The 13473-nt window shown below is 65.5% G+C and carries 9 protein-coding genes; 3 read left to right on the top strand and 6 right to left on the bottom strand.

Annotated features, from left to right (window positions below; translation table 11 throughout):
• Positions 1 to 8 precede the first annotated feature (8 nt).
• On the top strand, positions 9 to 1214 hold the full coding sequence (gene hmpA, locus ACEN8U_RS29775; RefSeq protein ID WP_310105151.1) for an NO-inducible flavohemoprotein: 1206 nt from the start codon (positions 9 to 11) through the stop codon (positions 1212 to 1214).
• Between the two features lie 35 nt (positions 1215 to 1249).
• On the opposite strand, the gene ACEN8U_RS29770 is transcribed toward hmpA, so the two are convergent.
• The 3 genes from ACEN8U_RS29770 to aroG form a co-directional block, all read right to left on the bottom strand.
• Positions 1250 to 1582, bottom strand: a complete 333-nt coding sequence (locus ACEN8U_RS29770) for a helix-turn-helix domain-containing protein (protein ID WP_015001655.1) — start codon at positions 1580 to 1582, stop codon at positions 1250 to 1252.
• Between the two features lie 2 nt (positions 1583 to 1584).
• The gene (locus ACEN8U_RS29765; protein ID WP_015001656.1) at positions 1585 to 1923 is read right to left on the bottom strand and encodes a type II toxin-antitoxin system RelE/ParE family toxin; all 339 of its coding nucleotides are present in this window, start codon (positions 1921 to 1923) and stop codon (positions 1585 to 1587) included.
• A gap of 200 nt (positions 1924 to 2123) precedes the next feature.
• Positions 2124 to 3197 (bottom strand): 3-deoxy-7-phosphoheptulonate synthase AroG, encoded by a 1074-nt coding sequence (gene aroG / locus ACEN8U_RS29760; protein WP_013587169.1) that lies wholly within the window; start codon positions 3195 to 3197, stop codon positions 2124 to 2126.
• A gap of 72 nt (positions 3198 to 3269) precedes the next feature.
• On the opposite strand from aroG, the gene ACEN8U_RS29755 reads away from it, so the two are divergent.
• Positions 3270 to 3452: a hypothetical protein gene (locus ACEN8U_RS29755; RefSeq protein WP_167330859.1), complete on the top strand. Its 183-nt coding sequence runs from the start codon at positions 3270 to 3272 to the stop codon at positions 3450 to 3452.
• 105 nt (positions 3453 to 3557) lie between these two features.
• Here the strand turns inward: ACEN8U_RS29755 and tldD are convergent, their stop codons facing one another.
• From tldD to ACEN8U_RS29740, 3 genes are all read right to left on the bottom strand, one after another.
• A complete protein-coding gene (gene tldD / locus ACEN8U_RS29750; protein WP_013587170.1) occupies positions 3558 to 5024 on the bottom strand; it encodes a metalloprotease TldD in 1467 nt (488 codons plus the stop codon).
• A 90-nt stretch (positions 5025 to 5114) separates the two neighbouring features.
• Complete coding sequence (locus ACEN8U_RS29745; RefSeq protein ID WP_310105154.1) at positions 5115 to 6023, bottom strand: carbon-nitrogen hydrolase family protein; 909 nt, start codon at positions 6021 to 6023, stop codon at positions 5115 to 5117.
• A gap of 181 nt (positions 6024 to 6204) precedes the next feature.
• The gene (locus ACEN8U_RS29740; protein WP_310105157.1) at positions 6205 to 10428 is read right to left on the bottom strand and encodes a YhdP family protein; all 4224 of its coding nucleotides are present in this window, start codon (positions 10426 to 10428) and stop codon (positions 6205 to 6207) included.
• 196 nt (positions 10429 to 10624) lie between these two features.
• On the opposite strand from ACEN8U_RS29740, the gene glnE reads away from it, so the two are divergent.
• The gene (gene glnE / locus ACEN8U_RS29735) at positions 10625 to 13423 is read left to right on the top strand and encodes a bifunctional [glutamate--ammonia ligase]-adenylyl-L-tyrosine phosphorylase/[glutamate--ammonia-ligase] adenylyltransferase (RefSeq protein ID WP_015001659.1); all 2799 of its coding nucleotides are present in this window, start codon (positions 10625 to 10627) and stop codon (positions 13421 to 13423) included.
• Positions 13424 to 13473: the final 50 nt, after the last annotated feature.

Raw genomic sequence — 13473 nt, 5'->3', positions numbered from 1 at the left:
AAGTACAAATGACCGCCCTTACCGCCGATCAGATTGCCCGCGTCAAAGCAACGGTTCCCGTTCTGGCCGAACATGGCACGACCATCACGAAGCACTTCTACAAGCGCATGTTCGCGCATCATCCGGAACTGAAGAATCTGTTTAACCAGACGCACCAGCAAAGCGGCAATCAACCGGAAACGCTGGCGCGCGCCGTCTATGCCTACGCGGCCAACATCGACAATCTGGGCGCGCTCGGCCCGGCGGTCTCGCGAATCGCCAACAAGCACGCGAGCCTGAACATCCGGCCGGAACACTATCCGATTGTCGGCCGCCATCTGCTGGGCGCCATCGTCGACGTGCTCGGCGACGCGGTCGATCAGCCGACGCTCGACGCGTGGGAAGTCGCCTATGGGCAACTCGCGAACATTTTTGTCGGCACCGAGGCGAAGCTTTACCAGGGCGCGGCATGGAGCGGCTTCCGCCCGTTCAAGGTGGCCCGCAAGCACGTGGAGAGCGACGAGATCACGTCGTTCTATCTGACGCCCGCCGACGGCACCGCTGCCTGTGGGTTCGAGCCGGGCCAGTATGTCAGCGTGACGCGCTTTGTCGACAAGCTGGGCGTGGACCAGCCGCGTCAATACAGCTTGTCCGACGCGCCGCACGGCAAGTGGCTGCGCATCTCGGTGAAGCGCGAAGACGGCCGCGAAGACGCCGCGCCGGGCCATGTGTCGAACCTGCTGCACGCAGGCGTGGAAGAGGGCACGATCGTACACGTGAGCGCGCCGATGGGTGACTTCACGCTCGACCGCAAGAAGACCACGCCGGTCGTCCTGATGAGCGGCGGGGTGGGCGTCACGCCGATGACCTCCATGCTCTCGACCTTGCTTGCCGACGGCAGCGAGCGGAGCGTGACTTTCGTGCACGCTTGCCGTAACAGCCGCGTGCATGCATTCCGCGAGTGGCTCAACGAGACCGTTGCCTCACATCCGAACCTGAAGCGCGTGGTGTTCTACGAAGCCGTGGACGCAGGCGACCGCAAGGGCATCGACTACGACTTCGAAGGTCGTCTCGACGTGGCTCAGATCGCCGATCGGATCATCGTGCCGGATGCCGACTATTACATCTGCGGACCGGTGCCGTTCATGCGCGCACAGCGCGACGGCCTGACGGCGCTAGGCGTGGACGCGGCGCGGATTCACACGGAAGTGTTCGGTTCAGGCGCAGTCGAATAAGCCGCGGCCGGTGAAGGCAGCGCGCAGCTCGCGCGTTAACCCACCGCCAGCGTGACCGGCTTGCCGATCCGGCTCAACATTTCTACCAGCGTGTCGATGGTGAACTTGGTGGTCTTCTTGTTCACCACGTCCGACACCCGCGGGCGCGAGACCATGAGAATTTCGGCCGCCTCCGCCTGCTTCAGATGATGCTGCTCGATCCACGTGGAGAGTTCGGTCATGAGCTGCTCCTTGAGCAGCCTCGTGTCGTTGATCTGCTTTTGCGATGCCGCATGCAGACGCTTTGCCTCTTCGGCCGAAAAACCCAATTCCAGAAAGATGTTCGCGCCGGGCTTGGTTACGTGACGAATTTTGGTGTCGATCGTCATTGTTAAGGTTTCCTATCGTTAATGATGGCGCGGTATCGCGTTTCGGCAATCAATCTGTCGCGCGGTGCGAGCTTTTGCGTTTTCTTCTGCATGCAGTGAAGCACATAAAGCGCTTCGGCAAACTTCGTGACGTACATCACGCGAAAAATACCGTTCTCTTCCCTGATGCGAATTTCGCGCGTTCCAGGACCGATGGTGTCGAACGGCTTCCAGTCGTCGGGGTCGAGGCCCGCCTGGATCTTGCCGAGTTGAAACCCGGCTTGCCGGCGCGGCTCTTCGGGAAAGGCAAGCAAATCGCGATAGCTGGAACCTAGCCAGCGAATTTCTTTTTCCTGCGTCATAACCGCCTTCCATGTACAAAATATTATACGCAACCTCCCGCCCGGTCAAGTCATTCGCGACCCGGCGATGAGCTGTTACGGTACCTGGAGGGCGTCTACTGCACCATTCGTCCGTTCGGCCAATCCAATAAAAAAACCCGGCTCATCGAGCCGGGTTTTTGTCAAAGCAAAGCGTGTCTTAAAAGCCGATAAAACGCCGATCAGTTGCCACTTCCTCGCGCCACGCGGCGCTGCTTGACCGCCTCCGCGAGACCTTCCAGGACAGCGACGCTTTCATCCCAGCCGATGCACGCGTCCGTCACGCTCTGGCCGTACGTCAGCGCGCAGCCTTCCTGCAAATCCTGGCGGCCCGCCACGAGATGCGATTCCACCATCACGCCGACAATTCGTTCGTCGCCCGAAGCAATTTGACGGCCGATATCCGCGCACACCGGAATCTGGTTCTCGTGTTTCTTCGAGCTGTTCGCGTGGCTTGCGTCGATCATCAGACGCGCGGCGAGCCCCGCCTTGCCGATGTCCGAACATGCTGCATTCACGCTGTCCGCGTCGTAGTTCGGCGTCTTGCCGCCGCGCAGGATGATGTGGCAGTCCTCATTGCCGGCCGTCGACACGATCGCCGAGTGCCCGCCCTTCGTGACCGACAGGAAATGGTGCGGCTGCGAGGCGGCCTTGATCGCGTCCACGGCAATCTTCACATTGCCGTCCGTGCCGTTCTTGAAGCCGACCGGGCACGACAGTCCCGAGGCGAGTTCGCGGTGCACTTGCGACTCCGTGGTGCGCGCGCCGATCGCTCCCCACGAGATCAGATCGGCAATGTACTGCGGGCTGATCATGTCGAGGTACTCGGTGCCGGCGGGCAGCCCCAGCTCGTTGATGCGCAACAGCAGCTCGCGCGCGGTGCGCAGGCCTTCGTTGATCTTGAAGCTGTTGTCCATGTGCGGGTCGTTGATGAGCCCTTTCCAGCCCACCGTGGTGCGCGGCTTTTCGAAGTACACGCGCATCACGACTTCGAGTTCGCCGGCAAAACGCTTGCGCTGTTCGACGAGACGCCCCGCATATTCCATCGCCGCTTTCGTGTCGTGAATCGAACACGGCCCGATGATCACGATCAGCCGGTCGTCCATGCCGTGCAGAATGCGATGCATGGCAGTGCGCGAGCTGTAGATCAGGTCGGACACCGCTTCGTCGCACGCGAACTCGCGAATCAGGTGCGCCGGGGGCGTGAGCTCTTTCAATTCGCGAATGCGGACATCGTCGGTGTTGTGCGGGGGCATGTTGTTCTCCTGAATCGGTTCGTAGCGTGTTCGCGCAGGCGGCGCGTGCAAAACGGAATGTTCAAAGGCCGAATGGGCAAAGACCTGGGGCGAAAAAAAACCGCCAGACTCGCTGGCGGTTTTTCGGGAATTCTCGGTGTTCTACGTGCACTAACACCCCTCTCGATCCGCCAGCGGTCTGAGATACCAAAAAAAGTAAAAGTAAAACTTGGCGGACATGGCGAAATGGGGTCGCTGGTCAAAAAGGGTGAGTGACTTTATAACCCGGGTAAGCGCGCCTGACAAGCTACGCAGGTGGAAAATGCGGAAAATCCGCATACTTCGCGCGTTACGTGCACGAACTATGCGTATGCTCGATTTTCAAGCCGTGCCGCCAACCGTCATCCGGTCGATGCGCAAGGTCGGCTGGCCCACGCCCACGGGCACGCTCTGGCCTTCCTTGCCGCATACGCCTACGCCCGAATCCAGTTTCATGTCGTTGCCGATCATGCTCACGTACTTGAGCGATTCCGGGCCGCTGCCGATGAGCGTTGCGCCCTTCACCGGGTAAGTGACCTTGCCGTTCTCGATCATGTACGCCTCCGAGGCCGAGAACACGAACTTGCCGTTCGTGATGTCGACCTGGCCGCCGCCGAAGTTCACCGCATACAAGCCGTTTTTCACCGACTCGATGATTTCCTGCGGATCCTTGTCGCCGTTGAGCATGTAGGTGTTGGTCATGCGCGGCATGGGCAGCGCCGCGTACGATTCGCGCCGCGCGTTGCCTGTGACCGGCATTTTCATGAGCCGCGCATTCAGCGTGTCCTGAATGTAGCCCTTCAGAATACCGTCTTCGATCAGCGTGGTGCACTGCGTCGGGTTGCCTTCGTCGTCGATATTGAGCGAGCCGCGGCGGTTCGGCAGCGTGCCGTCGTCCACCACGGTGACGCCTTTCGCGGCGACCTGCTCGCCGATGCGTCCCGCAAATGCCGACGAGCCCTTGCGGTTGAAGTCGCCTTCGAGCCCGTGGCCGATCGCTTCGTGCAGCAGCACGCCGGGCCAGCCCGGCCCGAGCACGACTGTCATCGCGCCGGCCGGCGCCGGGCGCGCTTCCAGATTCACAAGCGCCGCGTGCACCGCGTCGTCGACGTAGCGCGACAGCACTTCGTCGGTGAAATAGCTGTAGTCGAAGCGGCCGCCGCCGCCGCCGCTGCCGATCTCGCGGCGCCCGTTCTGCTCGGCGATCACCGTGACGGAGACCCGCACGAGCGGCCGGATGTCCGCTGCAAACCCGCCGTCGCTGCGCGCGACGAGCACCACGTCGTATTCGCCGGCGAGGCCCGCCATGACCTGCTGGATGCGCCGGTCGCGGCCACGCGCCATGTGTTCGATGCGCTCGAGCAGCTTGACCTTGGCGGTCGCGTCGAGCGAATGCAGCGGATCGGCGGGCAGGTACAGATCGCGCCCGGCAATGCCCGTCAGCGACGATGCCACCTTGATCTTCTGCTTGCCGCCGCCGGCCTTGGCAATGGCGCGCGTGGCGATGGCCGCCTGGCGGATCGCCTCGGGCGACAAATCGTCCGAATACGCGAAAGCCGTGCGGTCGCCCGACACGGCGCGCACGCCGACACCCTGGTCGATGCTGAAACTGCCCGACTTCACGATGCCTTCCTCAAGACTCCACGCTTCGCTGCGCGTCGCCTGGAAATACAGGTCCGCGTAGTCGACGCGATGCGTGAAGATTTCGGCGAGCGTGCGCGTGAGCAGCGATTCGTCGAGACCGTACGGCGTCAGGAGGATGTCCTTGGCGGTGGCGAGATTACGGATACCGGGTTCGATGATGTTCATGCGAAGTATGTTCTGCTCGATACGAAGGATTCGGTTAGCGCGACCGTCACTCCCTGCGTGAGGCGCGCCGCACTTTCAATGTCAATCTTGCTAGCTCAGCACCCGATGACGCCAGGCGGGCAAGCTCTGCCTCACCTCGTCGATGCGCGCGCGTTCGAGCGTTCCCGCGACCACGCCGGCGCCTTCGTCGCGCACCGCCACGATCTCGCCCCACGGGTCGACGAGCATGCTGTGGCCCCAGGTGCGGCGGCCGTTTTCGTGCTTGCCGCCTTGCGCGGCGGCCAGCACGTAGCACTGGTTTTCGACAGCGCGGGCGCGCAGCAGCATTTCCCAGTGGGCGCGGCCCGTCGTGTAAGTAAACGCCGACGGCACCACCATCAGCGTGCAATCGCCCATGCGCCGGTACAGCTCAGGAAAGCGCAGATCGTAGCAGACCGACAGGCCGACGCGGCCGAACGGCGCCTCGAAGGTGCGGACCTCGTCGCCGGGGCAAATGGTGCGCGCCTCGTCGAACGACTCCTCGCCTTTTTCGAAGTTGAACAGATGGATCTTGTCGTAGCGCGCGGCCTCATTGCCGTGCGGATCGAACACGAGCGTGGTGTTCAATACGCGCGACGGCTCCGGCGCCGTGACCGGCAGTGTGCCGCCGATCACCCATAGCTTGTGGCGGCGCGCGGCATCGGCGAGAAAACGCTGGATCGGGCCGTCGCGGTAGGCCTCGCGCACGGCGAGCTTGTCGGTGTCCTTAAAGCCCATGAAGCAGAAGTACTCGGGCAGGAGAACCAGCTGAGCACCGTCTGCGGCGGCTTCGGCGATCAGGCGCCCGGCCTCCGCGAGATTGCGCTCGCGATCTGGCGTGCTCACCATTTGCAGCGCGGCGACGCGGAAAGTGCCCGGCGCGCCGCCCGTCAGCTCCCGCCCGGCGGCATGCGGCGCAGCGGCGGACGAGGCGTGGGACGTAGCAGGGGACGAAGATGAAGAGGCGTGTGTTTCGCTCATGAGCGTTTCGGAAAACTCCCGGCAAGGCGGCGCAGCACCCGGCGCCGCCTACGTCGTTCAGGGTTCGCTCTGGCCGCCGGCGCGGCGCCGCGTGCTCCACCGGAAAGTGCCCCCGGCTGCGCTGATCAGCGCGCCCGGGGCGCGGCGAGTCAGGCGGTCGGCTGGGCGCGCGGCTCGAAGCTCAATTGGCGCCGACGGTCGAAGCTGGAGCGTCCATCTTACCCCGATCGCTCTTGACCCGCTCGATGTGCGGTTTCGACCACGAGCCCGTGATCGCGTACTCGCGCGCAAACGCGTGCGACACCGATTTGCTGAACGCGAGGTCGGCCACCAGCGCGCCCAGTCCGAGCAGCGGGTTGACCACGGCAGCCGCGACCACCGCCGCGCCCGCGCTGACCGTCGGCACAATCTGCACGTGCAGGTCCTGAGTCTCCTGCGCCAGATCCACCGAGCCTTTCATTTCGGCGCGTGCGGGCGCGGTCACCATTTCGAAGTTTTCGGTGCGGCCGATGCCGTTGCGGATCTGCGCCGTCCCGGTGACGTGCTCGAACGGCAGGCCTTCGCCGATCACGTCGCGGAAGTTAAGCGTCGCGAAGCGCGCGAGGCTTTGCAGGCTGAGCACGCCGAGCAGCTTCGCGACGCCCGGATCGACCTTGAGAATCTGCCCGTGGCGCAAGTCGACGGCGACATTGCCGTTGAGTGTCGGATAGTCGATCGCGGTGGGGCCGCCGCGCCACACCATCTTGCCCGTCAACGTGCCACTGCCCGCCTTCAGCGTGCGAGGCTGGCCGAAGCGCTGGAGCAGGCCGCCCGCGTCCTTGATGTCGAGCTTGAAATCGAATACGGTGCGCCGCGGCGTGGTTTCGTCGGCGGTATTACCCAGCTCGGTCGAGGTGCGCCAGTTGGCCGTGGCAGTGAGCGTGGCCGACGGATTCTCGATGTCGAGCTTGTCCAGTTGCCAGACGGGCACGCCGTCTTCGGTGAAGTTGTGCGCGGCCACTTCCAGCTGCCCGATATTGCGGTCGCGCACGATCAGTTCGTTGACGACCAGGTCGATTGACGGCATGTTCTGCGCCGGCGCCGAGATGGCCTGGCCGAGCAGATCCTTGTCCGCGACCGACGGAATCACCACGCGCGCAAAGCGCGCCTGCAGCGTACCCGGCGACGCCTTGTCGGCGCCCGGCAGCCACGAGACGTGGCCCGACACCTGGTTGGACGCGATATTCGCCTGCCATTTGCCGTCCGCGTGCGAAGCGCCGACGATCACGCTTTCCCAGTGGCGCTTGAGCAGCGTCAGCGTGCCGATGTGCAGCGCGAAGCGGCTCGGCAGGAACTGCGCGACGGTCGGGTTTGGCGTGGCCGGCGGGGCCGGACTGGGCGAAGGCGGCAAAGCGGCCGAAGACGGCGAAGCGGCGGGCGCTTCGTTGCTGCGCAACTGGGCAACGAGCGCGCGCCAGGCGTCGGCGTCGAAGGCGTCCACGTCGACCGCGGCGATCACGCCTTCCGACGGCAAGTCGGCCGGCCGGTTCACGCCGATGGCGCCGCGCACCACCGTGAGCGGGCTTTTCGGCTCATAGTGCAGCAGATAGCGCGCGGCAATCGGCCCGAAATTCAGCTCCGCGCGTTCGAGTCCGCTTTCACCGGCGAGCGTCGACGGACCGGCGGAGAGGTGCAGCGGCATCGGCGTGCCCACCGGTTTGTTAAAGGGCGCGGGGAAGTCGAGCGCGAGGCCGCTCAGGTCGGAGTCGGCGGTCACTTGCGGCAGCTTGCCTTTCACGCCGCGCACGGTCAGCGCATACGGCGCGCTGCCGCTCATGCGCGTGAGCACCTGCGCGGCCGGACCATGCAGATCGAGGCTGCGCGCGGCATCCACTGCGATATGGCCGGCGAGATCGAGCGCGTAAGTGCCGTCGGGTTTGAGCCCGCCGCTTGCCCGCATGTCGCCGCCCAAAAACTGCGCGGTGAGCCGCTCGGTCTGCGCGCTGTGTTCGGTGAAGCGCACCTTGCCCTTCACTTGAGAGAGAGGCGGCACGTTCTCCACGCTCAGCCGGTTGTTCTGGAAGCCGAGCGCGCCTTCCACGCCGATATGCGGCTTGGGCGTGCGCGGCACCGTCAGCTTGAGCGCGAGCGATGCCGGCCCGTCGGCGCGAATCTTCTCGGTCTGATGCCGCGCCATGATGCCGAGCGAACTTTCGTTCACATAGTCGAGCATGTCGGCGAGGGGACCGAGGCCGTCGCCCTTGATGACGAGGTTGGACTCGCGCGTGCCGAGATCGTCGATCCTGCCGTTCACGCCGCGCAATGCCACGCGCTTGTAGCGCGCGCGGTCGATGTCGAAGCGCAGCACGTTCTGTCTGATTTCGAACACCCCGTCGATGCCGTCGAGCGGCGGCCAAACGTTCGGTGTGCCGTTGCGCATCTTGCGCGGCGGGTACGGCGTGGGGTCGAACTTGCCGCCCTTGAAGGGCGCGACGATATGGAAAATGCCCGCCTCGGGATCGCGCGAGTAAGGGAATTTCGTCAGGTCGCCGTGCACCTCGATCTTTGCGCCGTGCGACATGCCGGCCTGCAAGCCGTGGCCGAGATAGATGCGCAGCTTCTCGCTGATGCTGGTCGGCAGATAGCGGACGATGCGCGACACCTGCGCGCGCTCGAAGTCCGCTGTCAGATCCAGCGAGCCGCGGCCGTGGCCGGGGTTGCTGTAGTCGGCGGTGGCGGTGGCCGCGACGTCCGCGTTGGAGACACCGAAGTCGGCCAGCTTGACCGTGAACGCCGGATGTTTCTCGCCGGGCGCCTTCGGCGAGATCGTCCAGTCGGCACGGCCATGCAGGCGGTCGAGCTTCAGGCGCGGATCGTCGAATACGCCCGGCAGCGTGATCGCGACGTTGGACGTGTCGAGCGTTGCGCTACCGTGATGCTGGTCGGCATCCACGCGGCCCCACAGGTTCTCGATACCCGGAATGCCGGCGCGCGGGTGATTGCGCGCCGTGAGCCCGGGCGGCGGTTCCTGCGCGGCGATGCTGATACCTTGCAGGTCGCCCTGGAAGCGATAGCGCTCGATCGGCTCCGCGCCCGTCGCGTGCCGGTCGCCGCCGGGTTCGCCCGATTCCGGCTTGCCGCGCTCCACTTCGATCACGTAGTTGGCGACGAGCCCGCGCGGGTTATAGCGCACGAGATTGTTCAGCAGTGGCCGCGGCAGCGGCAGCGCGCGGCTGAATTCGGCGAGAATGCCCAGATCGACGCGGTCGCCGGAGACGCTGATCAACTGCCCGTTTTGCTGCGACGCCATCCGGTAGTGCCCATTCAGCGTGTGGAACGAGAGCGTGCGCGTGAGCGGCGTGCCGTCCTCCAGCGGCGGCTGGCCGAGTTCGGCCCGCAGGTCGTTCAGTTGCAGCGTGTAGTCGCCTTGCTGGGCTTGCACGCGCCAGCCGAAATTCGCCACCGGCAAAAGCAGCTTGGGCTGCGTGGGCCGCACGCGCAGGGCGACATCCGCGCCGGCCATCTGGCCGCTTGCCGAACTCATGCGGCCGTCGGCGAAATCGACCCAGATGGCATTGTCGATGCGGCCGGCAAACGTCTCGATCGGGAATTTGATATAGCGCGCGAGCGTGGGCAGGTCGACGGGGCCGGTCGACACATAAGCTTGCCCCTTCCAGTTGACCGGCTTGCCGATCGCCGAGAGCGGCGTATGGCGGAAGTGCGTGCGGAAATCGAGCGGGCCGTGCAGCAGCTGGCCGTCCGGCGGTGCCTGAAGCGCGAGTCGGTGATCGTAGCCTTCGTTGAGAATGGCAATGCGAATGTCGTGCAGCGCGAGTTCTGGCGCGTCGCGCTGGGCGTCGCGCCAACGGAGCACGCCGCCGCGAACCACGATCGCTTCCTGGCGCACGAGCCATGTCGAGAGGATGTCGTTGCCGCTGTGACGCGTCGGCACCGGCACGCCGGCGACCGACAGCACGCCGTCGCCGCCGCGCGCGATCAGCACGTCGGGCTGATCGACGATCAGGCTGGAAAGCACCGGACGAAACTGCCACAGCGAACGCCACGACAGCGTCGCGGTGGCGTGCGGTATGGTCAGCGCGGGCTTGCCGTCACGGTCGCGTATCACGAGGTTCGTGATGTCGAGCCCCGGCTGGAAGCCGGTCCAATGCGGCGCGAGTTTGCCGATGGTGAACTGCGCGTGCAGCTTGTCGGAGACGGTCGCCTCGATGTGCGGCCGGAAGCTGTCCACGCGCGGCAGCACCCCATAACGCAAGCCAAGAAAGAGCCCCGCCGCGATGAAATACAGGACGAGCGCGAGCGCGAGAAGGACGTGAAGCGTCCGGCGCAGCACGACGTGGTCGCTTCCGCTCACAGGCCGGGCCTGCCCGGTTTCCTGCGGGTCGGCGGATTCGTTTCGCTCGGACATGCTGCGGCGGGTGGGCGTATGGTAGTTTTGCGAATTAACGACGAAATGTAACACACGGGAAAGCGTCGACAGGACTTCCTGAAAACCCTGTCCGCACGCCGCCGCGCGACCCGCATCGGCGTGCGGCAACCCGTCGTGCGACGAGCCGGTAATCCACGGTTCATGCCAATCAAGCAACGAGCGAGCCAGACCTTTGATGACTCACGCCACTCTCCTGAGTTCCTCCTATTCACATTATGCGGCGCGCGCCGTCGCGGCCCGCCCGCAGCTCGTCGTGCAGGTGGCGGAGCTTGCGTCCGAGCCCTTGACGCGCGAGCGCATCGACGCGCGCTTCGACGCGCTGTGCGCCGAAGCGGCGGGCGGCCCGAGCGCCCCGCTGACCGAAGACGCGCTCAAACGCGCATTGCGCCAGCTGCGCACCGAGGTCTTCTGCGCGGTGATGGAGCGCGACCTGGCCGGCGAGGCGGATGTCGCCGAAGTCACGGGCGCGATGACGGACCTCGCGGAAACGGCAATCCAGCGCTCGCTGGCGGTACTTTCCGCCGAACTCGAAGCGCTCTTTGGCGAGCCGCGCGGTCCAGAGGGCGAGCGGCTCACGCTCGGGGTGGTCGGCATGGGCAAGCTCGGCGGGCGCGAGCTGAATGTGTCGTCGGATATCGATCTCATCTTCATTTATGAAGAGGACGGCGAGACGGCGGGCGGCCAGCGCGCGCCGATCGCCACGCAGGAGTTTTTCACGCGGCTCGGCAAGCGTCTGATCGGCGCGCTCGCCGAAGTGACCGCCGACGGCTACGTGTTTCGCGTCGACATGCGCCTGCGGCCGAACGGCGATTCCGGGCCGCTCGTCTGCAGCCTCGGCATGCTCGAGGAATATTTCTACGTGCAGGGCCGCGAGTGGGAGCGCTATGCGTGGATCAAGGGACGGCTGGTTTCCGAAGGCGCGAGCGAGTCCGCCCAGCGCTTGCAGAAACAGCTGGATGCGCTCGTCACGCCGTTCGTCTACCGCCGCTATCTCGATTTCGGCGTGATCAGCGCAATCCGCGCGCTGCATCTGCAGATTCGCCAGGAAGCGCAGCGCCGCGCGTCGATGCGCCCGGACAAGGCCGACGACATCAAGCTCGGACGCGGCGGCATCCGCGAAATCGAATTCAGCGCGCAGGTGTTCCAGCTGATTCGCGGCGGCCAGGACGCCGGGTTCCGGGTGCGTCCGACGCTCGCCGTGTTGCGGCATGCGGCGACGCACGGGCTGATCGACCCGTCCGTCTGCGTGAAGCTCTCGCAGGCGTATCGCTTTTTGCGCGAGCTCGAACACCGGCTGCAATATCGCAACGACGCGCAAACGCACGCCATGCCGGTCGATCCGGAAGAGCGCGCGGCGCTCGCGCGCGCAATGGGCTGCGACGGCTATCCGATGTTGATGGAACGGCTCGATGCGCATCGCGAATTCGTCGAACAGCAGTTCGACCAGATTTTCGCCGACAAGGTGAGCGGCCGCGACGGTTGCGGTGCGCCGGAAGACGGCGCCGCGGCCTGGGTATGGAGCAGCGCGCTTGCGGACGACAGCGCGGAAGAAGCCTTGCGCGCGCGCCTCGTCGAACTGGGTGTGGCCGAGCCGGCGGACCTGCTCGCGCGGCTGCGCGGCGTGTGGCAGTCGTCGCGTTATGCCGGGCTTGCCGAGCGCAGCCGGCAGCGCTTTGACATCGTCGCGCAGCGGGCGCTCGAGGCCGCGCGCACGCTGGAGCCGCCCGAGCGGCGCGGCGATACGCTCGCGCGGCTCTTCGACCTGCTCGAAGCGGTGGGCCGGCGCGGCGCGTATCTCGCGTTGCTGACCGAATATCCGCAGGCGCTGCATCGCGTGCTGTCGGTGCTTGGCGCGTCGAGGTGGGCGGCGGGCTACCTGATCCGCCATCCGCAATTGCTGGACGAACTGCTCGACGACGAAGCGCTCAACACGCCGTTCGACTGGCCGGAGTTCAAGCGCACGCTGCGCCTGCGGCTTGCCGCCGCCGACGGCGTCGAGCAGCAGATGGACCTGCTGCGCCACGCGCACCAGGCCGAAGTGTTCCGCATTCTGCTGATCGACCTTGCGGGCAAGTTGAGCGTCGAGCATGTGAGCGACCGGCTGTCCGAGCTCGCCGATGCCGTGCTCGACGTCACGCTCGAAGCTGTGTGGAATCAGTTGCCGAAGCGCCATCGCGAGGCGCCGCGCTTCGCGGTAATCGCCTACGGCAAGCTCGGCGGCAAGGAGTTGGGCTATGCGTCGGACCTCGACGTGATTTTTCTCTACGACGACCCGGACGACGCCGCGGCCGACATCTATTCCACCTACACGCGCCGGCTGATCACGTGGTTGACCACCGCGACCGGCGCGGGCACGCTCTTCGACATCGACCTGCGCTTGCGGCCGAACGGCGAGTCGGGCTTGCTCGTCACCGATCTGGACGCGTTTCGCCGCTATCAGTTGCGCGAGGGCGATGCGGCCAACACCGCGTGGGTGTGGGAGCACCAGGCGCTGACCCGCGCGCGCTACTGTGCCGGCGACGCGCAGATCGGCGCGCAGTTCGAGGCCATCCGCGAACAGGTGCTGACGACGCCGCGCGACGCCGCGCAGCTCGCCGGAGAAATCGCCGAAATGCGCGATCGCGTGGGCGCCGGACATCCCAACCATACGACGCTGTTCGACCTGAAGCACGATCGCGGCGGTATGGTGGATATCGAGTTCACGGTCCAGTACTGGGTGCTGCTGCACGCGGCGCGCGATCCTGAGTTGATCCGCAATACCGGCAACATTGCGCTCCTGCGCGAGGTGTCGCGTCTCGGGCTGATGAGCGAGGCGGAAGCGGAGACCGTCGGCGCCGCCTATCGCACTTACCGGAAGCTGCAGCACAAGCTGCGGCTCGACGGAATGGAGAAGGCGCGCGTGGAGCCGGCGCGGGTGGCGGCCGAGCGCGACGCCGTGCTCGGGCTTTGGGAGCGGGTGTTCGGGGCGGGCTGAGGTGGGCTGAGGCGGGATGGATTTCGGCGTGCTTTGGCTCGGTTCGCGCA

The sequence above is a fragment of the Paraburkholderia phenoliruptrix genome, from assembly GCF_047325075.1.
Classification (GTDB): Bacteria; Pseudomonadota; Gammaproteobacteria; order Burkholderiales; family Burkholderiaceae; genus Paraburkholderia; species Paraburkholderia phenoliruptrix.
The sequence above is the reverse complement of the archived record's forward strand: the minus strand, read 5'-3'. Positions and strand labels throughout refer to the sequence as shown.